The organism is Paraburkholderia caffeinilytica (assembly GCF_046030355.1).
GTDB lineage: Bacteria > Pseudomonadota > Gammaproteobacteria > Burkholderiales > Burkholderiaceae > Paraburkholderia > Paraburkholderia caffeinilytica_B.
The window spans coordinates 86,019-109,879 of sequence record NZ_JAQQCQ010000019.1; the positions used below are offsets into that span (position 1 = coordinate 86,019).

The window sequence follows — 23,861 nt, forward strand, 5'->3', positions numbered from 1 at the left end:
ACCCGGTTCAACGACCTCAGCGCAGGAGAGAATCCGTGGCAAACGACGCATCCGCTGTATCCGACGCACTATCCGGCGACTTCGCCGCCCGCGCCGATCCCTTCACGCCGCCCGCGGACTCTTCGCTGTGGCACAAAAACTTTCTCCTTGGCGCGGCCACGGCTTCGTATCAGATCGAAGGCGCGGTGAATGAAGACGGCCGTCTGCCATCGATCTGGGACATCTTCTCGGCGAAACCCGGCAAGGTGCTGGCCGGCGACACCGGCGCCGTTGCCTGCGATCACTATCATCGCTGGGAAGCGGACATCGATATGCTGGCCTCGCTCGGCCTCGAAGGCTATCGGCTTTCGATCGCATGGCCGCGCGTGATGGACGCGGCCGGCGTGCCGAACCGAAAAGGGCTCGACTTCTACAAGCGTCTCCTGAACCGCCTGAAGGAGAAGGGCATCACGACCTTCGTGACGCTCTATCACTGGGACCTGCCGCAGCATCTGGAAGATCGCGGCGGCTGGCTCAACCGCGACACCGCTTACCGTTTCGCCGACTACGCCGACCTGATGAGCCGCGAACTGGCCGGCACGGTCGATGCATGGGCGACGCTCAACGAGCCATGGTGCTCGGCCTATCTCGGCTACGGCAACGGCCACCATGCCCCGGGCCTCGCCAACGGCCGTTTTGCGACGCAGGCGATGCATCATCTGCTGCTCGCACACGGCCTCGCGATTCCGGTATTGCGCGCCAACGATCCGGCCTCGCAGAAAGGGATTGTCGCCAACATCGGCCGCGGGACGGCCAATAGCGACAGCGACGCGGACCAGCGTGCCGCGCATCTGTTCGAAGTCCAGCACAATGCGTGGATTCTCGATCCGCTCCTCAAGGGCACGTATCCGCAGGACCTGTTCGAGTTGTGGCCGGGCACCGAGCCATTGGTGCTCGACGGCGACATGCAGACCATGTCCGCGCCGCTCGATTTTCTCGGCATCAACTATTATTTCCGCACCAATGTTGCGAGCGACGGCGCGCATGGATTCCGGGACGTGCCGCTCGAAGGCGTCGAGCGCACGCAGATGGGTTGGGAGGTGTATCCCGACGGCTTGCGCGATCTGCTGACGGGTTTCAACAGCACGTATCCGAACCTGCCGCCGATCTACATCACCGAGAACGGCATGGCCTCGGACGATCAGGTGATCGACGGGCAGGTTGACGATACGCAGCGCATTGCATTCCTCAAGCGCCATCTCGCGGCGGTTGATCAGGCGATCAAGGCTGGTGTGGATATTCGCGGTTACTTTCTATGGTCGCTGATGGACAACTTTGAGTGGGCGTTTGGGTATGAGCGTCGCTTTGGTGTCGTACATGTCGACTACAGTACGCAGAAACGCACGGTTAAACGCAGCGCGGAGCTGGTGGCGAAATTTTTGAAGGAGCGTAAGGCACGGGTTTGACGGCGGTGAAGCTGGTTTGTATGTCGACTTGAAACACGGGCGCAAAGTCTGGCGCAGCTATGTTGCAGGGGATTGGAGTAAGCGCTGAAGCGCCAACTCTGATCGACCGTTTTGCATGGGACCGGAGTAAGCGCTGAAGCGCTAACTCCGGTCGACACAGGAGACGGAATGAACAGCAGAAAAATGGTCACGGCGAGCGTGGTTGCGGCACTGGCGTTGTACGGCGTCGTCGCGCATGCGGAGCCGCTGAAAGCCAACGTGATTCATTGGTGGACCTCGGGCGGCGAGTCGGCTGCGATCCGCCAGTTCGCCGATGCGTATAACAAGGCCGGTGGCCAGTGGGTCGACAACGCGGTCGCCGGCGCCGATCAGGCGCGCTCCACCGCGATCAACCGGATCGTCGGCGGCGATCCACCCACCGCCGCGCAGTTCAATACCTCCAAACAGTTTCACGACCTGATCGATCAGGGCCTGCTGAACAACGTCGATGACGTCGCCGCGAAAGAAAACTGGAACGGCGTGTTCCCGCAATCGATTCTCGACAGCATCAGGGTGAAGGGACATTACTACGCCGCGCCAGTCGATATTCACATGCCGGCCTGGTTCTTCTACTCGAAGCCCGTGTTCCAGAAGGCCGGCATTGCCGCCGAGCCGAAGAGCTACGATGAATTCCTCGCCGATCTCGGCAAGCTGAAAGCCGCGGGCGTGATCCCGCTCGCGCTCGGTGGTCAGCCGTGGCAGGAAAAGATCACGTTCGACGCCGTATTCGCCGACGTCGGCGGTCCCGATCTCTATCTGAAGGTGTACCGCGATCGCGACCAGAACGCGGTCAAGTCGGATGCGTTCAAGAAGGTGCTCGCGCAGTTCAAGCGCTTGCATGATTTCGTCGATGCAGGCTCGCCTGGCCGCAACTGGAACGACGCCACCGCACTGGTGATCTCCGGCAAGGCCGGTGTGCAGATCATGGGCGACTGGGCCAAGGGCGAATTCTCCGCGGCCAATCAGACTGCCGGCAAAGACTTCGGCTGCTTCCCGGGTTTCGGTCCGCACTCGCCGTATCTGGTCGCGGGCGACGTATTCGTCTTCCCGAAAACCGACAATGCCAACGCAATCAAGGCGCAGAATCTGCTTGCCACGGTGATGACCTCGCCGGCCGCGCAAGTTGCATTCAGCGCGAAGAAGGGCTCGATTCCGATTCGCCCCGATGTGGATGTGAGCAGTCTCGACATCTGCGCGAAGGAGGGCATGGCGATCATGAAGGACAAGTCGCGTCAGTTGCCGAACCCGGAGATGCTGCTATCGCCTGACACGCAGGGCGCGTTGATCGACGTCATCACGAACTTCTGGAACAAGAACCAGTCGGTCGACGACGCGCAGAAGGCGTTTGCCAGTGCGTTGAAGAGCTAGGCGCTCGCCATGCACGCGCTCAAGCTGCAGGCTGCCGGTTCCAAACCACGCAAGAAGCCGCTGAAAAAGCCGCTAAAAAAGCGTTGGCCAATAGCGGCATGGCTGGCCTTGCTGCCGATGGTCCTGACCGTCGTGTTCGCGTATCTCGGCACGATGGTCTGGACCGCGCGCGTGTCCCTCAGCAACTCGCGCACGTTTCCTTCCGGCGACTTCGCGGGTCTCACGCAGTACGCGCGGCTCTTCAATAACGACCGCTGGCTGCTGTCGCTGCAAAACATCGTGATCTACGGCGCGTGCTTCATTGTGGCGTGCATGGTGATCGGCCTGCTGCTGGCGATTTTCATCGATCAGCGCGTGGTGGCCGAAGGCGCGTTGCGCACGGTGTTTCTCTATCCGTATGCGATGTCCTTCGTCGCTACGGGTCTGGTCTGGCAGTGGATTCTGAATCCTGAGCTGGGTGCGCAAGCCGTGTTGCACAAGCTCGGTTTCGCGCATGCGCGCTTCGACTGGATCGTCGATCAGGACTGGGTGATCTACACCATCGTCATCGCGACGGTGTGGCAGGCATCCGGTCTCGTGATGGCGCTGCTGCTGGCCGGCCTGCGCGGTATCGACGACGAACTGTGGAAAGCCGCGCGTATCGACGGGATTCCGCGTTGGCGCGTGTATGCGAGCATTGTCGTGCCGATGCTCGGACCGTCCATGTCCACCGCTTTCGTGCTGCTCTTCGTGATGGTCGTGAAGCTTTACGACGCCGTGGTCGCGATGACGCAAGGCGGCCCCGGCACCGCGAGCGAAGTGCCGGCGAAGTTCATCATGGACTACCTGTTTGGCCGCGCGAACATCGGCCTCGCGTCGGCCGCGTCGATCGTGCTGCTCGCCACGGTGCTGGCGATTCTCGCGCCGTTCTTCTATGCCCGCAGCCGCGCTGCGTTGCGCAAGGAGGTGTGATGAACACGCTCAGTCCGCCACTGAAAGGCGGCTCGCCGAGCCGTAGCCGCCGGCGCCGCCGTGCGCGCCGTACGTTTACGCCTGCACGTCTGGGCGTTTACGCGTTTCTGCTCACCGCCGCGTTGTTCTTTCTGTTGCCGTTGTACGTGATGCTCGTCACGTCGGTGAAACCGATGAGCGAGATTCGCCTCGGCAATCTGCTCGCATTCCCTGCGCATTTCACCCTCGACGCATGGAGCGCCGCGTGGCAATCCGCCTGCACGGGGCTCGATTGCAACGGCATCCGGGTCGGTTTCTGGAATTCGGTGCGTATCGTCGTGCCGAGCACGGTGTTGTCGATCATGATCGGCGCGGTGAACGGCTACGCGCTGTCGTTCTGGCGGCCGCGCGGCGCCGGGCTGCTATTCGGTGTGCTGTTGATGGGCGCCTTCATTCCGGTGCAGGTGATGGTCTATCCGCTCGTGCGCGTGCTAGCGAGCGTGCATCTGTTCAGTTCGCTGCCGGGTATTGTGGTGATTCACACGATCTTCGGCATGCCGGTGATGACGCTGCTGTTTCGCAACTATTACGCGTCGATTCCGCAGGAGCTGTTCAAGGCGGCGCGCATCGACGGCGGCGGTTTCTGGCGCATCTTTTTGCAACTGATGCTGCCGATGTCCACGCCGATCATCGTCGTCGCGGTCATCATGCAGGTGACGGGCATCTGGAACGACTTCATTCTCGGCCTCGTGTTCGCCGGCACAAAAAACCTGCCGATGACGGTGCAATTGAACAACATCATCAATACGACGACTGGCGAGAAGCTCTATAACGTCAATATGGCGGCGACCATTCTGACCTCGATGGTGCCGCTTGCGGTCTACTTCATTTCGGGCCGCTGGTTTGTGCGCGGCATTGCGTCCGGCGCCGTCAAGGGATAGGGCGATAGGGCATGACAAATCGGGTGAACGTGGAAAACGCGATGGCAAATACGCTGGAAAACTCGGCAGACGTGACTAACCCGGCAGATGCGGCGAACCTCGGCCACGTGGCGGATGCAGCGGGTCTGTCGAATCCGGCCAATGTATCGGTGCGCAACCTGAAGATCCAGCTGGGCGCGAATACGGTGATCGAGAATCTCGATCTCGACGTGCGCGCGGGTGAGTTCGTGGTGCTGCTCGGCCCCTCGGGCTGCGGCAAATCCACCTTGCTGCACAGCATCGCGGGCCTGATCGACGTGACCGACGGCAGCATCGAGATTGCGGGCGTTGACATGACCTGGGCCGATCCGAAAGATCGCCGTATCGCGCTGGTGTTCCAGTCTTATGCGTTGTATCCGACCATGAGCGTCGAGCGCAATCTGTCGTTTGCGTTGCGTATCAACGGCACGCCGAAGGCGGAAATCGAGCGGCGTGTGGCGCGGGCCTCCGAGATGCTGCAACTCGGCCCGCTGCTCAAGCGCAAACCCGCGCAACTCTCCGGTGGCCAACGGCAGCGCGTGGCGATCGGCCGTGCGATCGTGCGCGAGGCCGACGTATTCCTGTTCGACGAACCGCTCTCGAATCTCGACGCCAAATTGCGCACCGAATTGCGTCGCGAGCTCAAGCAACTGCACCAGCGTCTGGGCGCGACGATGATCTATGTGACGCACGATCAGGTCGAAGCCATGACGCTCGCCACGCGCATGGCGGTCATGCGCGGTGGCGTGATCCAGCAGTTCGGCACGCCGGCCGAAGTCTATGCGCGGCCGAACAATCTGTTTGTCGCGACGTTTCTGGGCTCGCCCGCGATGAATGTGCTCAAAGGCACGCTTGAGCCGCGCGACGGCGCGCTACACTTTTGCACGGCGCATTTGCAGCTCGATGTGTCGCACTATCCTTTCAAAAAGCTGCCGGCGGATCGTCTGTCTTGCATACTCGGCGTACGGGCCGAAGACGTGCATGTGGGCGACGGTTTGCGTACGGAAATGAGCGAACGCGCGAACATTTCACTGATCGAGCCGATGGGCAACCACCGTGTCATCTGGCTCGACTATCATGGAGTGCAAATCGCGTCGATCGACCAGACGAAGACACCGGTGGCGATAGGCGATGCCGCGACGTTCTCGTTCGATAGGGCGCATATTTCTCTGTTCGAGGAAGACGGCGGCGCGCGTCTGTAGTGACAGGATGCAGCGTCGTTGAATACAACAGGCTTGACGGAGAACCGCGTGGCAACACTCAAGGATGTCGCGGCACTGGCCGGCGTCGGCATGTCGACTGCCTCACGAGCCATTTCCGGTAAGGGACCCATTTCAGCCGATGCCGCCGCGCGTGTGAAGGCCGCGATCGAAACGCTGAATTTCCGACCGTCGTCCATCGGCCGCGCGATGGCGACGCAATCGCTCGGCATCATCGGCATTTTCGTGCCGACCTTTTTTGGCTCCTACTACGGCACGATTCTCAAGCAGACCGATACCGAACTGCGCGCGGTGCGCCGTCATGTGGTGGTGGCGACCGGTTGCGGAGAAGTGTCGCCGCGCGAGCAGGCTATCGAGGCGGTGCGTTTTCTGATCGGCCGCGATTGCGATGGCGTGGTGGTGATCAGCCACGATCTGCACGACGAGGATCTGGACATGCTGCATCGCATGCATCCGAAGATGGTGTTTCTGAATCGCGCGTTCGATCAGTTGCCGGAGGCGTCGTTCTGCGCGGATCATCGGCGCGGCGGTGAACTGGCGGCACGCACGCTGCTCGATCATGGGCATCGGGATATCGCGGTGATTTCCGGGCCGTTCAGCGCCTCGGACAATCAGATCCGGCTCGAAGGCTTCTTTGCTGAATTGGCGCGCGAGGGCATTGCACGCGAGAACGTCACGCTGATCGAATCGGATTTCTCGCCGGAAGGCGGCTACGTTGCCGCGCAGAAGCTGCTCGATTCGAAGCGGCGCTTCACCGGCCTCTTTTGCGCGAACGACACGATGGCGGTGAGTGCGCTGGCGCGCTTCCATCAGGCGGGCATTGCCGTACCGCATGAAGTCTCGGTGATCGGCTACGACGACGATTATTCGGCCGCTTATGCCGCGCCTGGACTCACCTCGGTGCATATCCCGACGGCGGAGTTGACGCAGAACGCGGTGCGCTGGCTGGTCAATCAGTGCTACCGGACTTCGTGGGAGATCATCCGCGAATTTCCGGTGAGCGTGACGATGCGGGAATCGGTGGGGCCGGCGCCGGGTACGGCTTCGTCGGCCAGGATCAAGGCGGCCGGTTGCCGCGTTGCTTCGTAGCTTGTTTGCGAAGCGGCGCGCAGGTGCGCCGGGGCGCGCTTATCGACCGTTTGTGCATTGCGTGGTCGCTGCTTCGGCCCAGCTTAGGGGCCCGTCAGGCGTTCGCTAAGCGGCCGCTTACGTCCCGCTGCGCAGCGACTGTTCGTAGCGCAGACGCGCTTCTTCGTCGAGGCGCGTGTCTTCGAGTTCCTGTAGCACGCCTTCGAGATCGATCGGCGTGGTGTCGAGTTCGACACGGCCGGTCAATTTGCTATCCACGTGCAAGGCGCCCGCTTCGTACAGCGACCAGATTTCCTTGCCGTAGTGCGTATCGAGCAACGCGGGCGCGAAACGGCCGAAATACGTGGCGAGGTTGTTCACGTCGCGCTCCAGCATGGCCGGCGCTTCCAGGTTGCCGGCGGCATTCACGGCTTGCGGCAGGTCGATGATCACCGGGCCGTCCGTTGCGAGCAGGATGTTGTATTCGGACAGGTCGCCGTGAATCATGCCGGCGCACAGCATGCGCACCACCTGGTTGAGCAGCAGCGCGTGCAGTTCGAGCGCGCGTGCTTCGGTCATCTCGACATCGTTCAGACGCGGCGCGACGTTGCCGTCCGCATCGGTCACCAATTCCATCAGCAACACGCCGTCGGTGCAGATAAAGGGCTGCGGCACGCGCACGCCGGCGTTGGCGAGCTGGAACAGCGCATCGACTTCCGCGTTCTGCCACGCCTGTTCCTGCACTTCGCGGCCGTAGCGGCTGCCTTTTTCCATGGCGCGCTGCTGGCGGCTGTTCTTGACCTTGCGGCCCTGCTGATAGGACGCGGCCTGGCGGAAACTGCGCTGTTTGGCGTCCTTATAGACTTTCGCGCAGCGCGTGGATTCGCCGCTGCGGACCACGTAGACGGTGGCTTCCTTGCCGCTCATCAACTGCGAGATGACTTCGTCGATCAGGCCCTCTTCTACGAGCGGGAGCAGACGTTTAGGTGTTTTCATGCGACCACCGGAGCGCGGTGGAGGGCTGATCGGCCGTATGCGGCCGATTGCGAGGGGAGGTGGTGCGGGATTCGGATCATGCCGGATTATAAAGGGTGTGGCGACAAGTGCCCGAACGCAAGCGTTCAGGTGCCGGATGCGACTGGCACGCCTTGGACCTGTGGCGGCTACGCGAAGCCCTCACGCCTGAAATACAGACTCCATTCGCTGTATTTCGGGGCGCGGTAGATTCAGCGCGGCGGCTTCTTCCCGCCACGTGTTGACGGCGTCTTGAACTTCCGCAGTGATGCGGCGCGCTTCTGCGTCGTCGAGCCGATAAAACTCAGCGGTGTCGATCGCGGTTTCAAGATCCGGCAGGGCGCTGATACCGTCCAGGGTGAGCGCGTGTTCCCGCTTGCCCGGGTTGGGATTCATATCGAACGCTGGCGAGAGCCGCCAGCCCGAGGCCGCGCGAATGAAGCCGTGATTGCGTAGGTGATCGTCCCGGTTTCCCACGAGTACGTTGAAGACGACTCTTCTGAAGAGTTGGGCGAGATCTTCGTCGATATGACCTTGTGCGCCGTTGTCGGCGAGGTACTCGGCAATGTCCAGGTAGCTGGCTCCCGATTCGCCATCCTGACGTTCGAGCAGGGTCATGGCTGAGGTGTACATGCGCCGGCTGCCTTCGCGGCGATCGAATCGTTCGACGCAGAACGTGCCATAACGTGTGCCGACATACTTGAGTTCGGACCGCGGCACCCAGATGCCGGCGTTCCTCGCCAGCCGGTGAGCGATGTATTCCCACGCGCCGATGTCATAACGGTCGTCTTTCGCGGGGAACTTGGCGATCCAGAGATCATTGCCGAGGCTGGTGAAGTTGGCTTTCGGGCGCGCGCCGCCGAGCGAGGTGCCAGGTGCGATCAGCATCGCAAGCCACTGCTCGTACTCGGGCAGTTTTTCGATATCCGCCTCTTCAATGCGCAGGCTGATATACGCCAGGGTCGCGAGATCGGTGACCGGCGGTGCGGCGTCGGCGCTGTTGTCGAGAAAATGTCCGTCCACGTCCTGAAACCGCAGCGCGCCGACGCGTGTCAGGTCGTGCACGCCAAGTAGAAAATCGATCTCCTGCAGACTACGCATGGGCCGGTCTTCTCGATCTGCCGCTGCGGCCTCGCGGCGCTCCATCAGCACGCGCCCCCAGCGGTCCGGCGCCGAGTCCATGAATACGCCGAATGCGGCAGACTTCGCCGGCGGATATTGCTCGTCGGTCCATAACTCGAGGCGCGGGTCGAGCATGAATGCGTTACGCCCTTCTACCCAGCTCTTCGCATAGGCAAACGATGCCGGCAAGTCGGTGCGCGCAGTCTGGCGATACAAGGTGCCGACCTGTTGCAGGTCGCTCAGTTCGGTTGCGTCGAGAAATACCTTGAACGCATCTCGAGGTTTATTGCTGACCATCTGATTTCTTTGGGTGTTTTTTTGTTGGTTGCCCGGTTTTGAGAGGCGCGGCGCCGCGCGTGTTCGTGCGCGGTTTTCGCTGGCCCGGCAACTTGAGATCCTGCAACTTGCGGCCGAGTTCGTCGTCGCGAGCGACGCCGTCCATGTCTTTGTCCAGGCCCAGCACGCGAAGCGCCCGCATATAGGTGCCGAGCGCAATATTCGGATCGCCTTTTTCGAGGCGGCTCAGCGTGTCGCGCGAAATGCCCAACCTTTCGGCGAACAGAACGGTTGGGAGTTCACGCCGCAGACGGGCGAGTTTTAGCCGTTCGCCGAGCGCACGCATCTGCTTCTCGACCGACGGAAAGGGGCGTTGAAAGGTACGAGGCATGTCCGATAGATTAGGCAAATATCCAGAATATGTCAAAAGTATCGGACAAACATCCTGAATCAGGAACCTCTGAAGTATAGGGTTGGCGCAAAAATCTCTGCGATTTGTACGATACTTAAGGCAATTTTATTCATTTAGCCTAAAGTATCGTACAAAATAAGATGGTCAATGATCGGCGCAACGTCTCAAAACTCGCACCCTACGCCACCGGCCTCTTCAACAACGGCCCGATCGCCTGCTCGATGCAGTGGACGAAATACTCCGCCGGCCGCGTCAGCTGCGATTCCTGCGGCGACAGCAGATACAACTGCAACGGCGGCGGCGCGACGGGCAGCGCGAGGCGCACGAAGCTCTGCCCGAGCGAGGTCTCCGCGAGCGAATGCGTGGTCCATGCGAAGATCGCGTCGGTGCTGACCGTCAGGCTGTAAAACAGCGCGTACGACGTGCAGCGCGTGATTCGCTGGGGTGGCGTGAGTCCAGCGCATTCGAACATCGCGCGGAGAAAACCCGGGTAGGTGTCCGTCACGTCAGTGTGAATCCACTCGGCTTCCTGCACGGCCTCGAGCGACGCCGCGTCCGCGTAAGGACTCTGCGCGCGCGTCACGAATACGGTCTCGAACGAGACCATCCGCTTCACACTGCCCAGATCGCTCACGGGCCGCGCGAATGCGGCGAATGCCAGATCCAGCGTGCGATTGCGGAGTTGTTCGTGCAACTGGTTGAAACCCAGTTCGCGGAATTCCACCGTCACCTTCGGCCAGCGTTTGCGAAATTCGACGAAGGCTTCGGTGAGCCCCGTCGTGCCGGCAATCGGCGTGATGCCGATCACCAGGTTGCCGTCGCGCAACCCTTTCAGGTGCGCCATATCTTCCTCGGCGCGCTCCATCTCGCGTACCACGGTGCGCGCCCGGCTGACCAGCGCCGCGCCTTCGGCCGTCGGCACCACGCCCCACTGGTTGCGCTCCAGCAGGCGCACGCCGAACTCGGTCTCCAGTTCCCGCACCGCCTTCGTGATGGCCGGTTGCGTCACATACAACGCTTTTGCCGCGCCGTTGATGCTGCCGGTCGAAGCAATAGCCACCAGCGCTCGCAGATGATGAATTTTCATGATGCGGAATATAGCACTGGTGGTTATGCGCATCAAAATTTGTGCTTTTTTGTTTTCGGGCCCGATCTTTACGCTGTGCTTCGACGGTTGCGAAACGACAGCCGGCTTACTCATCGGAGCACAACGAATGGCGCAGTCTTTTCCCCAGCTTCTCGCCGAACTGCGCGAGACCGAGCACGAATTCATTTCGATTCGCCACGACATCCACGCCCATCCCGAACTCGGCTTCGCTGAAACGCGCACCGCCGAACTGGTCGCGCGCAAGCTCGCCGAATGGGGCTATGACGTGACGACGGGTGTGGGCGGCACAGGTGTGGTCGGCCAATTGCGGCGCGGCGCGTCGAGCCGCACGATCGGCCTGCGCGCCGATATGGACGCACTGCCGATCCAGGAAGCCACCGGCCTGCCGTACGCGAGCACCGTCGCGCAGACCATGCATGCGTGCGGCCACGACGGTCACACCGCGATCCTGCTGGCCGCCGCGCACCGCCTCGCGACCCGGGGCGAATTCGACGGCACGCTGAACGTGATCTTCCAGCCCGCGGAAGAGGGACTGGGCGGCGCCTCGAAGATGATCGCGGACGGTCTCTTCACGCGCTTTCCCTGCGACCAGGTGTTCGCGTTGCACAACGCGCCCGGCCTGCCGGTCGGTCATTTCGCGCTGCGTCACGGCTGCATGATGGCCTCGTCCGATTCGGTGACGATCACCGTGACGGGCAAGGGCACGCATGGCGCGATGCCGCAGTTGGGCTGCGATCCGATCGTTGCGGCGGCCAACATCGTGCTGGCCTTGCAATCGATCGTCGCGCGCAACATCGAGCCGACTCACGCGGCCGTGGTGACGGTCGGGACGATCCACGCCGGCACCGCCCCCAACGTGATCCCCGAAACCGCGACGCTGAAGCTCTCGGTGCGCGCGCTCGATTCGGACACGCGCGACAAGGTCGAAGCGCGGATCCGCAGCATCGCCCAATTGCAGGCGCAAAGCTACGGCGCTACGGCCGTTGTCGACTACCGGCAGATCTCGCGCCCGCTCGTCAATCATCGCGGCGCGGCCGACCTCGCGATCGAAACCATCGAAGCCCTCGCGGGCCCGCAGGGCTACACGCTGATGCCCGATGCAGTGATGGGCAGCGAAGACTTCTCGTGGATGACGGAAGTAGTGCCGGGCTGCTACGTGGTGCTCGGCAACGGCGTCGATTCGACAGGCGGGTGCGCGGTCCACAACCCGGAATACGACTTCAACGACGCGGCGATCAGCTGGGGGGCCGCTTATTTCGTCGGACTCACCGAGCGTTATCTGAGCGCGGCCTGATTGGCCTGATCGGTCTGCGAGGTTTCGATCCGGCGGCCGCGGCGCCGGGTCCGTTGGCAGTTCCTTTTTGCACTTTCATTTCCAGACATCAATTCATCAAACGCACGCGAGGAGTAGGGAGACCCATGAAGAAATGCATCGCGATGAGCGCGGCACTGCTGGCGCTCGGGACTGGCACGGCGCACGCCGAACCGTATCAGGCGACCTTGCTGGCCGCGCTGCCGGAGTTCAACGGCAGCCTGCGCGAAGGCGTGGCGCTGTACGGGTCGGTCGATATGGGTATCAACTATCAGACCGTGGGCGGCAAGTCACTGGTGCAGACGCAGAGCGGCGGCGAATGGACCTCGAAATTGGGTTTCTTCGGACGGGAAGATCTGGGCGGTGGTCTGCGCGCCGAGTTCAACCTGGAAAGCGGCTTTCTCGCCAATAACGGCGCCATGCAGGACAGCACGTCGTTCTTCAATCGCGAAGCGTGGGTGGGACTGAACTCGTCGACGTATGGACGCGTGCGCTTCGGCAAGCAGATCGGCACGGGCTTGCCGCTTTTTGTCGACGTGTTCGGCACGGTGGGCACCAATTCGGCTTATACGTGGCTCGGCACCGCTGTCGTGCAGACGCCGAAGGGCGTCGGCTACAACAGCGACCTTGGCGCGGGCGCGACGCAACTGGCCGCGCGGGTGAACAACGCGATCACGTATCTGTCGCCGAGCTTTGCGGGTTTCAGCACGGAACTGATGTACGCGCCGAGCAACGTGGCCGGGCAGTCGCCGACCGCGGCAGCGCAGGGTGCGCTGTTGCAGTGGTATGACGGCACGACCTATTTGACCGGCACCTACAACCAGGTGTGGGGAGCGAACGGTACGAGCACCGTGCGCAACGACCTGTACGGCCTGGGCGTGGTGGTCGACACCGGCAGGATCGTATTGTCCGGTGCGTTCGACCAGTACGCACCGAAGCTCGCCAACGACGGCATCGCGCGCGTCTATACGCTCGGCACGATCTGGCCGGTTGGGCGCAATGCGTTCCGCGCTTCTGTCGTGTATCGCGATACGTCCGGCGTGCACGACTCGGCGAAGAATCCCGCGAAAGATTCGGCATTCGGCGTGATGCTCGGCTACGACTACACCCTCTCCAAACGCACGGGACTCTATGCGCGCGCTGGTTTCATCCGCAACTTCGGCATCTCCACCGTACTGCTGAACAATAATCCGCTGCCGACGCAGACCGGCAGTACCGCACCGGAACTCGGCACGACGCCGGTCACGGTGTCGCTGGGCATGTATCACAACTTCTAGGCGCGATTCCCCTATGAATGCAATCCAACACAACGCTGGCGCCGTAGCGGCAGACGCGACCGGCGCGACCCACGCGATAGAGCCGCGCACGTTGCGCCGGACCATCTTCGCCGCGGCGCTCGGCAACGGTCTGGAGTTTTTCGACTTCACGGTGTATAGCTTTTTCGCCGCGCTGATCGGCAAGCTGTTCTTTCCGGTCGGCAGCGAGCTCGGTGCGCTGATGATGTCGCTTGCGACTTTCGGCGTCGGCTTCGTGGTGCGGCCGCTCGGCAGTATCGTGATCGGCGCGTATGCCGACCGCGCGGGCCGCAAGCAGGCCCTCGTGCTCACCGTGTCGCTGATGGCGCTCGGCACCGGCATGATCGGCCTCGCGCCGACTTACGCGACGATCGGTCTGGCGGCGCCGGCGATCATCGTGCTGGGCCGTTTGCTGCAGGGTTTTTCGGCGGGCGGCGAAGTGGGCGCGGCGACCACCTTGCTCATGGAGTCGGGCAGCGCGGGGCGGCGCGGTTCGCTGGTGAGCTGGCAGATGGCCTCGCAGGGCGGCGCGGCGCTGATCGGCGCGCTGGTGGCGGCGACGCTTTCGCGCAGCCTGTCGCACGAGGCATTGCTTGCATGGGGATGGCGCGTGCCGTTTCTGATTGGGCTCCTGATCGGTCCGCTCGGTTTCTATCTGCGCAAACATCTGGACGAGACCTTGCCTGCCGCGCATGCAGCGAAAACGGTCTCACCTGATGCGGCCCGGCCGAAGGCTCGCATCGAATGGCGGCAGATCGTGGCAGGCACCATGCTGGTGATCGGCGGCACGTCGTCGATGTACGTGATCGTGTTTTTCCTGCCATCGTTCCTGACGCTGACGACCGGCATGCCCGCTGCGGTGTCGTTGCTGGCTGGTTGCACGGCGGGCCTCGTGCTGCTGATCGGCTCGCCGTTCGCCGGCCGTCTCGCAGACCACATGCCGCGTCGCAAGACGTTGCTGTATGCGGCGTCGGTCGTGTCGCTGATCGTGTTGCTGCCGGCGTTTCACGCGATCAAAACCTGGCCGTCGATCTACACGGTGGTGCTGGTCGTGTTCGTGCTGATCGGCTTGATGACGCTCTCGAGTCCAGCCGCCTTCGTGTTGATTCTCGAAGCGTTCAAACCCGAAGTACGGGCGACTTCGCTCGGCATCATCTACGCGTTGGGTGTGACGATTTTCGGCGGTTTCGCGCAGTTGATCGTCAGCGCGTTATGGCGTATCTCCGGTAGTTTTTACGCACCGGCGTGGTACGTGCGGGCGTGCGGGCTGGTGAGTTTCGCCGGCGTGGTGCTGTTCAAGGAGGCGAAATAGAGCCGTACTTTCATGGTGCGGACGATGTGACTCGAGCAGCCAGTCCGTCTTGTACCGGATGGGCCGCTGCGGGATGCGCAAAACCTGCATCGCCGTAAGTACGCAGCACCTCGGAGATGATCACCTGATAGCCATCGAGCCAGTTTGCCTGCTCCGCTTTCGCTTCCAGATGCGCGGGGTGCTGCATCAACGCCTGCAATGCGTCGAGCGACGCCCAGTAGTACACATTCGACGTCAGTCCAGTCGACGCGTTTTCCCACGTCTCTTCGCCGAGATAGCCGGGAATGGCCTTGGCAGCAGTGGCGATGGTCTCGTCGAGCCGGTAGAACCGTTCGTCTAATTGCCGTGTCGCGAAGATGAAAGTGGAGATGTACATGGCATGACCGATTTATAGATGCGCGAACGTTTGCGCATCATGGCGCGTGGCGTTCGACGCGTATTTTTTCACATTATGTGCCGTGTTTTCAGGTGCATTTTCACGACCCGTTCGGCCCGCGGCAGTAATGACGTTGTAATAGTCCGCAACAGTGTATTGCGTTTTCCCTCATTCATTTCGCACGGCAATCGCTTAAACTTGGCGGTAACAATTTGTTACGGGGTGCGAGATGTTGGCAGCGTTCATCATCGCCTGTCCGATTTGCATCGCCGCGCTGTTCGGTTTCGCGCGGCACGTGGATCCGCTGACAGGGCAATTCAGGCGGTAGACCCAAGAAGGGCCGGTTTCGGCGATAGTGTTCGAGCCATTGCTGGTTTTAACCATTTTCTCCAGCCGATTAAAGCCTCAACCCTTGCTTTGACAGGCCGAGTCACGGCACGATGCGCGATAACCTAAGATTGGGGCACTATCGCGCATGCGAGATTTTCTGGCAAACATCACTGCACGCCTTGGCGTATTGAAAGGCGTGCTTCCTTTGAGCCGTGCCGCGGCGGCGCGCGATGCACTAGCCGGCGTGCAGCTTGCGTCGATGGATATTCCGCAAGTGCTCGGCTATGCGCGCATTGCCGGTATGCCGGCCGTTACCGGTCTTTACACCGTCTTTCTGCCGCTTATCGCGTTTGCGTTCTTCGGCGCCTCGCGGCACCTCGTCGTGGCTGCCGACTCCGCCACGGCCACCATTTTCGCGAGCCGCCTCTCGACCATGGCGCCGGCTTCGAGCGCGGAATATGCGGCGCTCGCGGGGATGGTCGCTTTGCTGACGGCTGCGCTTCTGCTCATCGCGCGGATCTTCAAGCTCGGTTTTCTCGCTGACTTTCTCTCGCGTACGGTGCTGGTCGGTTTTCTCGCCGGCGTCGGCGTGCAGGTTGGCATCGCTATGCTGGGCGACATGTTCGGCGTTCCGGGACATGCCGCGAGCAGCGTCGACCAACTCGCGCTCGTGGTGCGCGAATCGGCGCAGATCAATCTGCCTACGCTCGTCATTTCTGCGCTGGTCGTGGTCTCCATTCTGGTCTGCAAGCGCTTTTTGCCAGGCGTGCCGGTGCCGTTGATCGCGGTGGTGGCGGGTATTGCCGCAAGCGATATTTACGGTTTCGCGGCCCACGGCATTTCAATATTGGGGCCGGTGGCGGGCGGGCTGCCGCCGCTGCGCATGCCGTCGGTCACGTGGCCGCAGATGCTCGATCTGCTGCCGGTCGCCGCCTCGTGCTTTGTGATGATCGTCGCGCAAAGCGCCGCCGCGAGTCGCGTATTCGCCGAGCGATATCACGAAGCCGTCGATACCAATGCCGACTTGCTGGGTATTGCTGCTGCCAATGCCGCCGCGGCGTTTTCCGGCGCCTTCGTGGTGAACGGCAGTCCGACGCAAACCGCCATGGCCGATCGCGCCGGTACGCGCAGCCAGTTCGCGCAGATCGTATTCGCAGCGGTGGTCGTGGTAGTGCTGCTGTTTTTCAGCCGATTTTTGCAGTACCTGCCGCACTGCATTCTGGCCAGCATCGTGTTTACGATTGCCATCGGCCTGATCAATCTGAAGACGCTGTTTTCGATTCGTCGCGAAAGTCCCGGCGAATTCACGCTGGCTGTGTTCACCGCGGCGGCCGTGGTGTTGATCGGTGTCGAGCACGGCATTCTGGTGGCGGTGGCGTTATCGCTGCTGCGGCATGTGCGGCACAGTTATCGGCCGCACACCATGATTCTCGCTCCCGGTGACGACAGCATCTGGGTGCCGGTGCCGGCCGCGCCCGGACTTCAGACCTCGCCGGGGCTGATCGTTTATCGCTTTGGCGCCGATCTGTTCTATGCGAACGACCACTTTTTCGTCGAAGACATTCGCCGCCTGATCGACCGCGCGCCGAGCGCGGTGCGCTGGTTGGTGATCGACGCGAGCGCGATCACCGACCTCGATTATTCGGCGGCGCGATCGGTGGGCGAGTTGTGCGAGTCGCTAAAGCGCAGTGGCATCGACGTGATTTTCGCGCGCGTGAACCAGTATTTGCGCTCTGATATGGACCGGCATGGAATCACGCCGATCGTCGAAACGCGGCGTATCTTCAGCACGCTGCATGAAGCGCTAAGCACCGCGGGCGTGGAGCAGCCTGGCAAACATGTGAAAGAAGCAACGTAGGGCTGTTTGAGCGGATGCGACGAGTTGCTTCAGACCTGCGACTCTTCGTCGGCAAAGAAGTAGCCTATAAAAAAGCAGGCGCCCGCGAGCAGGGCGCCAAGCGCGGCCACCGTATAGGCGAGCGCGGTACCGTGCCAAAGACCATCGAACCACTGATGAAGCTGCGCCATCACCACCGCCGCGTTGCCGCCGATACGCTGCAATTCGATCTGATAGCGTGGGTCTGCGATGCTGTACATGGAGACGGCGCTGTCTGGCGCCGGCGCCATGGCATAGATGATCGCCGCGGCGACCAGGCCGGCGAGCAACACGACGGCGCCCGCCAGATAAAGCCGTTTTTGCATGGGCAAGCGCTTCGCTGCCGGATTCAGGTTATTGCCACCGCTCATCGTGTTCGTGTGCCCGCTCGGGTTATCAGGGTGACAGTATCGCAGAGCGGGCGCACCCAGCAGGTGTGGCTAGCTTTTCGACGTCAGCAGCTTGATCCCCGCAATGCCGAACATGATCGCGAGCGACCCGTCCAGCCAGCGACGGATCGCGACGTAAACGCGCCGTGCGGAGGCGGTTGAAAACAGCACTGCGTAGCTGCTGAACACGGATACGCCAATCACCATGCAGCCGAGCACCACCGGTGCGGTGTGCGACGCGCCGTTTGCCGGCGACATAGCCAGCGAAACGATCGAGAGCCACACCAGAATTGCTTTCGGATTGGTGAGATGCAGCAGCAGGCCACGCAGATAGAGCCGTTTGAGCGGTTCGCCTTCGCGTGCGGTAGTCGTGGGCAGTTGCTCCGCGCTGAATGCCGAACGCGCGGATTTGAAGCCGAGCCACAGCAGATAAAGTCCGCCGGCAATCCTGATCGCCACCAGACATTCCGAGTAAGTGGCGAGCACCGCCGACAAACCTAGCGACGCCAGCAACGCCCAGAAGAAGGAACCGGACACCACGCCGAGCGCGAAGGTCAGCGCGGATTTTCTGCCGGCGCTCATGGCGAGCGACATGATCGCGAGATTACTCGGCCCCGGACTCGCCGTGCCGACAAAGTAGGCGCTATAGGCGAACAGGATATCGGCGGTGAGGAGGGAGCTGGCGGTCATGGGCGTGTAAATCTCGGCGGCGGGCAAACTGCGCCGCTCGCTGCGGCACAGACGAATCGCGTGGATCGATGCGCGAACAACGATTCTGCTCGTCCGTGTGCGAATCTCACAGATACAGTTGATGGCCTGTGCGGCGGCACAATCGCGCGTTTAACGAGGCGCTCAGGCAACGCAGGGCAACTCAGGCCGGGCACTCAGCCAACTCAGCCAACTCAGCCAACTCAGCCAACTCAGCCAACTCAGCCAACTCAGCCAACTCAGCCAACTCAGCCAACTCAGCCAACTCAGCCAACTCAGCGCCCCGCGGCTATTCCGATGCAATCCGCCAGCGCTCCCGCCACCGCCTGCCGGCTATGCCGCGGACGCTGCACGAGTCCGATTTCACGGTGAAACGTCGCGTCACCGAGTTCGAGCGCGGCGACGTTAGCGGGCCACTTGCCGAGTCCCGCCGTATTCGGAATCAGCGCCACGCCGATACCGCGCGCGACCAGTTGCGCGATAGCCTGCAACTCGTCCAGCTCGATCACGTCATGCACATTCAGCCGCGCGCGCCGCAGGAAACGGTCCACCAGTCGGCCGCCGAACGATGTGCGGTCGTAGCGGATGAACGGTTCGCTCCTGAGCAGCTCGCGCCAGGGCCGTTTGCCACGCGCAAGCGCCTTGGGCACCAGCAGCACGAACGGTTCGGTGACGAGCGTGCGCCATTCGAGTTCAGACGGCAGTGCAAACGGCGGTTTGATAATGACGGCGAGATCGAGCTCGCCCGAGTCGACCTGCCCGAGCAGCCCCAGCGACACGCCGGGCACGACGCGAATCCGCCAGCCGGGGCGGTCGTCGCGAAAGCGGGCCAGCGCATCGGCGAGAAACGACACCTGCGCGGACGCAATTGCGCCCACCCTCAGCATGCCGCTTTCGGCCGCGCCCGCGCCGCGTTCCGAGAGCCGTGCATAGAGCATCATCATTTCTTCGGCGAGCGCGAGCGTTTCGCGGCCGGCGTCGTTGAGGGTGGCGGACCGGCCAGTACGATCGAACAGCGGGAAACCGAGTTCCTCTTCGAGCCGCTGCATTTGCGCGCTGACGGCGGATTGCGTCAGGCCGATGCGCGCGCCTGCGCCGGAAAACGTGCCGTACTGACTGACGGCGATAAACGTTCTGAGTTCGTTGAGCACAATCGATTGATCGAATTTGGTGTTGGTCAGGTCAAATATATATCGTTTCTCACCATTTTTAGTCATGGTTAAAATTTGCCCCACGCGTGAACCTTCATGGAGCGCTTCATTGATCGTGTCATGAGGCCGGTACACGAACCCACTTTCCTTTCTGCGAGTTTTTCCATCATGAGCGTTGCCGATACCGTTTTGCCGCCGTTCCATCTGGCGTTCCCCGTGCATAGTCTTGCCGCTGCCCGCGAGTTCTATGGCGAGCTGCTCGGCTGTCCCGAAGGGCGCAGTTCCCCGGACTGGGTCGACTTCAACTTCTACGGCCATCAGATCGTCGCGCACCTCGCGCCAGAGGAAATCGGCCACCGGCAAACCAGCAAGGTCGACGGCGACGCGGTGCCGGTGCGCCACTTCGGCGCGGTGCTTTCGATGGAACAATGGCAGGCCGCCGCGGACAAGCTGCAAAAGGCCGGTATCGATTTCATCATCGAACCGCATGTGCGCTTCAAGGGCGAGGTCGGCGAACAGGCGACGATGTTCTTTCTCGATCCGTCGGGTAACGCGCTGGAATTCAAGGCGTTTGCGGATATGTCGTCGTTGTTTGCGAAGTGATGTTGGCGCACTAGCCGTGCAAGGTATCCGCGCGAAGCAAATCCGCGTGTAAGGTATTAGCATTGCGCAATAAAATCTAAAGGCATGTCTCGCCTGAGTCCGGCGAGACATGCCTTTAATCACCCCCTTAAAATCGCCTATCTCCACCTCATCAAACGTTTGCTCCGCGTGATGTTGCGTGCGTCCGAAGCGCCGTCTATCCTTACATTAGCCTTCCTGACAATTTAGCCATTTTGGCGCCATGCAGGCGTTGGCGCTATCGATCTAGCATAGGCCCGATTCTCCAATTCCTTATCAGCATTCTCTCGGGCGCGTTTCATGTGGATCGTCAACGTAGCGCTTAAGCGGCCATACACGTTCATCGTGATGGCCATTCTGATCTTGCTGGCGACACCATTCGTGCTGTTCACCACGCCGGTCGACGTGCTGCCGGAAATCAACATTCCGGTGGTCAGCATCATCTGGACTTACACGGGTTTGTCGGCCGAAGATATGGCCAACCGCATCACGTCCGTCAACGAGCGCAGTCTGACCACCACGGTCAATGACATCGAGCACATCGAATCGCAATCGCTGGCGGGCATCACGATTCTCAAGGTGTTCCTGCAGCCGAGCGCGAACATCCAGACTGCGATCGCGCAAACCGTGGCGGTCGAACAGGCACAGCTCAAACAGATGCCGCCGGGCGCGACGCCGCCATTGGTGATCAGCTATTCCGCCTCCAGCATTCCGGTGATCCAGCTCGGCTTGTCGAGCCCGAAGCTCTCCGAGCAGGCGCTCAACGACACGGCGCTGAATTTCCTGCGCCCGCAGCTGGTGACGATTCCGGGGGCGGCTGTGCCGTATCCGTACGGCGGCAAATCGCGGCTGATCTCGGTCGACCTCGATACGCGCGCATTGCTCGCCAAAGGGCTGACGCCTTCGGATGTCGTTAGCGCGTTCAATGCGCAAAACCTGATTCTGCCGACCGGCACGGCCAAGATCGGGCCGAAGGAATACACGATCAATATGAATGGCTCGCCCGCCACGGTGGAAGGGCTCAACGACATTCCGGTGCGCACGCTCAATGGCGCGACGACTTATCTGCGCGAAGTGGCGCACGTGCGCGACGGCTTCTCGCCGCAGACCAATATCGTGCGGCAGGACGGACACCGCGGCGTGCTGATGTCGGTGCTGAAGAACGGCAGTGCGTCGACACTTTCGATCGTCAATACGCTGCAAGGTCTGCTGCCTTCCGCGCGCGCCGCGTTGCCGCCGGACCTGCACATCACAGCGCTGTTCGACCAGTCGGTATTCGTGAAAGCGGCAGTGCAGGGCGTGGTGCGTGAGGCACTCGTTGCCGCCGCGCTGACTGCGGCGATGATTCTGCTGTTCCTCGGCAACTGGCGCAGCACCTGCATCATCGCGATTTCGATTCCGCTGTCGATTCTGTCCTCGCTGATCGCCCTGCACGCGCTCGGGCAAACCATCAACATCATGACGCTGGGCGGCCTTGCGCTGGCAGTCGGGATTCTGGTCGACGATGCAACGGTGACGATCGAGAACATCGAACGGCATCTGCATATGGGCACGAATCTGCACGATGCGATTCTCGACGGCGCCGGCGAAATCGCGATACCCGCGCTCGTCTCGACGCTGTGTATCTGTATCGTGTTCGTGCCGATGTTCTTCCTGACCGGTGTCGCGCGTTATCTGTTCGTGCCGCTTGCCGAAGCGGTGGTGTTCGCGATGCTTGCCTCGTACATTCTGTCGCGTACGCTGGTGCCGACGCTGGCGATGCTGCTGATGGGCCACGCGCACAAACCGAAGCCCAATGCCAGGCCGGGTCTGTTCCGGCGCGTCTATCTGCGTTTCGATAGCGGCTTCGAGCGCATGCGGTCCACCTACATCATGATTCTGAGCAGCGTGCTGGTGCGTCGCGGCATGTTCGGCAGCCTGTTTCTCGGTTTCTGCGTGCTGTCGATGAGTCTGGTTTTCGTGCTCGGCGAAGACTTCTTTCCGAGCGTCGACGCAGGCGACATTCGTCTTCACATGCGTGCGCCGACCGGCACGCGCATCGAGGAAACCGCACGTCTCGCGGACGAAGTCGAGAAGGTGATTCGCGAGGTCGTGCCACCCGAGGAACTCGGCACGATTCTCGACAACCTCGGTTTGCCGTATAGCGGTATCAATCTTTCGTATAGCAACGCGGGCACGATCGGCACGCTCGACGGCGAAATTCAGGTGGCTCTTAATGAAGACCATCACCCGACGCAAATCTACATGGACAAACTGCGCGCGATCCTGCCGCAGCGCTTTCCGGGCGTCGAGTTCTTCTTTCAACCGGCCGACATCGTCACGCAGATTCTCAACTTCGGCCTGCCCGCCGCCGTGGACGTGCAGATTTCCGGTGCGGATCAGCAGGGTAACTTCGACGTCGCGCGCAAGCTGCTGAAGCAGGTGCGGATGATTCCCGGCACCGTCGACACCCACATCCAGCAGAAACTGGACGAACCGGCGATCAATCTTCAGATGGATCGCACGCGCCTGCAACAACTCAACCTGAGCGCGAGCAATGTGGCGCAAAATGTGCTCATTTCCCTATCGGGCAGTTCGCAGACTTCGCCGGGTTTCTGGTTCAACAACAAGAACGGCGTTGAATACAACGTCGCGGTGCAAACGCCGCAGTATCAGATCTCCTCGATCGATGAACTGTTGCGCACGCCGGTCTCGGGTTCCGCCAACGGGCCGACGCAACTGCTCGGCAACCTCGTGCGGGTCTCGCCACAGACCCAGTTCGCGGAGGTCACGCACTACAATATCAGGCCGGTGATCGACCTGTATGTGAGCGTCGAAAAGCGCGACCTGGGCAGCGTGGCCACTCAGGTCGACAAACTGGTGAACAACGTGCGGGCCTCACTGCCGCGCGGCAGTCAGATCACTTTGCGCGGGCAGGTGCAGACCATGCGCAGTTCGTTCTTCGGTCTCGGGCTCGGCGTGGCGATGGCTATCGTGCTGGTGTACCTGCTGATCGTGGTGAATTTCCAGTCGTGGGTCGATCCGCTGATCATTATCAGCGCGTTGCCCGCGGCACTGGCGGGCATCGTATGGATGCTGTTCCTGACCGGCACGCACCTGAGCGTGCCGGCATTGACGGGCGCGATCATGACAATGGGCGTCGCCACCGCCAACAGTATTCTGATGGTGTCGTTCGCGCGTCAGCGGCTTTCCGGCGGTGCGCCGCCGCTCACCGCCGCGCTCGAAGCGGGTGCGAGCCGGATCAGGCCAGTGCTGATGACGGCATTCGCGATGATCATCGGCATGATTCCGATGGCGCTCGGACTCGGTGAAGGCGCCGAGCAGAACGCGCCACTCGGCCGCGCGGTGATCGGTGGATTGCTGTTCGCCACCGTGTCCACGCTGTTTTTCGTGCCGCTGGTGTTCGCAGGCATTCATACCCGCCTCGCGCGGCGCCACCGCGACGATGACGACACGAATACCACGGGCGGCCACGGCAACGACGGCCACGCGCCGGACCATGGCGGCGAAGGCAAGCCCGCGTAACGTTA

General features: G+C 61.7%; 20 protein-coding genes. 12 read left to right on the top strand and 8 right to left on the bottom strand.

Annotated features, from left to right (window positions below):
* Positions 1-35 precede the first annotated feature (35 nt).
* The 6 genes from PQQ95_RS25640 (at position 36) to PQQ95_RS25665 (ending at position 7,050) form a co-directional block, all read left to right on the top strand.
* Entirely contained in the window at positions 36-1,445 is a 1,410-nt protein-coding gene (locus tag PQQ95_RS25640) for a GH1 family beta-glucosidase (RefSeq protein WP_408442195.1), read from the top strand.
* Positions 1,446-1,613: 168 nt separating this feature from the next.
* Positions 1,614-2,852 carry an ABC transporter substrate-binding protein gene (locus tag PQQ95_RS25645; RefSeq protein ID WP_408442196.1) on the top strand — a complete coding sequence of 413 codons (1,239 nt, stop codon included), beginning with the start codon at positions 1,614-1,616 and terminating at the stop codon, positions 2,850-2,852.
* 9 nt (positions 2,853-2,861) lie between these two features.
* Positions 2,862-3,803, top strand: coding sequence for a carbohydrate ABC transporter permease (locus PQQ95_RS25650; RefSeq protein WP_408442199.1), 942 nt, complete (start codon positions 2,862-2,864; stop codon positions 3,801-3,803).
* Entirely contained in the window at positions 3,803-4,723 is a 921-nt protein-coding gene (locus PQQ95_RS25655; protein ID WP_408442202.1) for a carbohydrate ABC transporter permease, read from the top strand. The genes PQQ95_RS25650 and PQQ95_RS25655 overlap by 1 nt, the downstream gene beginning before the upstream one ends.
* 41 nt (positions 4,724-4,764) lie before the next feature.
* On the top strand, positions 4,765-5,943 hold the full coding sequence (locus tag PQQ95_RS25660; protein ID WP_408442204.1) for an ABC transporter ATP-binding protein: 1,179 nt from the start codon (positions 4,765-4,767) through the stop codon (positions 5,941-5,943).
* Positions 5,944-5,991: 48 nt separating this feature from the next.
* Complete coding sequence (locus PQQ95_RS25665) at positions 5,992-7,050, top strand: LacI family DNA-binding transcriptional regulator (protein WP_408442207.1); 1,059 nt, start codon at positions 5,992-5,994, stop codon at positions 7,048-7,050.
* A gap of 117 nt (positions 7,051-7,167) precedes the next feature.
* Here PQQ95_RS25665 and PQQ95_RS25670 read toward each other — a convergent pair whose 3' ends face one another.
* From PQQ95_RS25670 to PQQ95_RS25685, 4 genes are all read right to left on the bottom strand, one after another.
* Positions 7,168-8,025: a PA4780 family RIO1-like protein kinase gene (locus PQQ95_RS25670; RefSeq protein ID WP_408442209.1), complete on the bottom strand. Its 858-nt coding sequence runs from the start codon at positions 8,023-8,025 to the stop codon at positions 7,168-7,170.
* A gap of 180 nt (positions 8,026-8,205) precedes the next feature.
* Positions 8,206-9,462, bottom strand: coding sequence for a type II toxin-antitoxin system HipA family toxin (locus PQQ95_RS25675; RefSeq protein WP_408442211.1), 1,257 nt, complete (start codon positions 9,460-9,462; stop codon positions 8,206-8,208).
* Entirely contained in the window at positions 9,449-9,787 is a 339-nt protein-coding gene (locus PQQ95_RS25680; protein WP_408442214.1) for a helix-turn-helix domain-containing protein, read from the bottom strand. Before PQQ95_RS25680 ends, PQQ95_RS25675 begins: the two co-directional genes overlap by 14 nt.
* Positions 9,788-10,031: 244 nt before the next feature.
* Positions 10,032-10,940: a LysR family transcriptional regulator gene (locus tag PQQ95_RS25685; RefSeq protein ID WP_408442215.1), complete on the bottom strand. Its 909-nt coding sequence runs from the start codon at positions 10,938-10,940 to the stop codon at positions 10,032-10,034.
* A gap of 127 nt (positions 10,941-11,067) precedes the next feature.
* On the opposite strand from PQQ95_RS25685, the gene PQQ95_RS25690 reads away from it, so the two are divergent.
* The 3 genes from PQQ95_RS25690 (at position 11,068) to PQQ95_RS25700 (ending at position 14,880) form a co-directional block, all read left to right on the top strand.
* Positions 11,068-12,255, top strand: coding sequence for a M20 aminoacylase family protein (locus PQQ95_RS25690; RefSeq protein WP_408442218.1), 1,188 nt, complete (start codon positions 11,068-11,070; stop codon positions 12,253-12,255).
* Positions 12,256-12,380: 125 nt separating this feature from the next.
* Positions 12,381-13,550 (top strand): porin, encoded by a 1,170-nt coding sequence (locus tag PQQ95_RS25695; RefSeq protein WP_408442220.1) that lies wholly within the window; start codon positions 12,381-12,383, stop codon positions 13,548-13,550.
* Positions 13,551-13,563: 13 nt separating this feature from the next.
* Positions 13,564-14,880 (top strand): MFS transporter, encoded by a 1,317-nt coding sequence (locus tag PQQ95_RS25700; RefSeq protein WP_408442223.1) that lies wholly within the window; start codon positions 13,564-13,566, stop codon positions 14,878-14,880.
* A 10-nt stretch (positions 14,881-14,890) separates the two neighbouring features.
* Here the strand turns inward: PQQ95_RS25700 and PQQ95_RS25705 are convergent, their stop codons facing one another.
* On the bottom strand, positions 14,891-15,256 hold the full coding sequence (locus PQQ95_RS25705; protein WP_408442225.1) for an antibiotic biosynthesis monooxygenase family protein: 366 nt from the start codon (positions 15,254-15,256) through the stop codon (positions 14,891-14,893).
* 475 nt (positions 15,257-15,731) lie between these two features.
* On the opposite strand from PQQ95_RS25705, the gene PQQ95_RS25710 reads away from it, so the two are divergent.
* Positions 15,732-17,444: a SulP family inorganic anion transporter gene (locus PQQ95_RS25710; protein ID WP_408442227.1), complete on the top strand. Its 1,713-nt coding sequence runs from the start codon at positions 15,732-15,734 to the stop codon at positions 17,442-17,444.
* 29 nt (positions 17,445-17,473) lie between these two features.
* On the opposite strand, the gene PQQ95_RS25715 is transcribed toward PQQ95_RS25710, so the two are convergent.
* The 3 genes from PQQ95_RS25715 to PQQ95_RS25725 form a co-directional block, all read right to left on the bottom strand.
* Entirely contained in the window at positions 17,474-17,833 is a 360-nt protein-coding gene (locus tag PQQ95_RS25715; protein WP_408442229.1) for a hypothetical protein, read from the bottom strand.
* Between the two features lie 69 nt (positions 17,834-17,902).
* The gene (locus PQQ95_RS25720) at positions 17,903-18,541 is read right to left on the bottom strand and encodes a LysE family translocator (protein ID WP_408442232.1); all 639 of its coding nucleotides are present in this window, start codon (positions 18,539-18,541) and stop codon (positions 17,903-17,905) included.
* Between the two features lie 293 nt (positions 18,542-18,834).
* Positions 18,835-19,710, bottom strand: a complete 876-nt coding sequence (locus PQQ95_RS25725) for a LysR family transcriptional regulator (protein ID WP_408442347.1) — start codon at positions 19,708-19,710, stop codon at positions 18,835-18,837.
* A 168-nt stretch (positions 19,711-19,878) separates the two neighbouring features.
* Here PQQ95_RS25725 and PQQ95_RS25730 point away from each other — a divergent pair, with 168 nt between their 5' ends.
* Both PQQ95_RS25730 and PQQ95_RS25735 read left to right on the top strand, forming a co-directional pair.
* Positions 19,879-20,313 carry a VOC family protein gene (locus PQQ95_RS25730; protein WP_408442235.1) on the top strand — a complete coding sequence of 145 codons (435 nt, stop codon included), beginning with the start codon at positions 19,879-19,881 and terminating at the stop codon, positions 20,311-20,313.
* A gap of 318 nt (positions 20,314-20,631) precedes the next feature.
* Positions 20,632-23,856 carry an efflux RND transporter permease subunit gene (locus tag PQQ95_RS25735; RefSeq protein WP_408442238.1) on the top strand — a complete coding sequence of 1,075 codons (3,225 nt, stop codon included), beginning with the start codon at positions 20,632-20,634 and terminating at the stop codon, positions 23,854-23,856.
* The last annotated feature ends 5 nt before the right edge of the window (positions 23,857-23,861 follow it).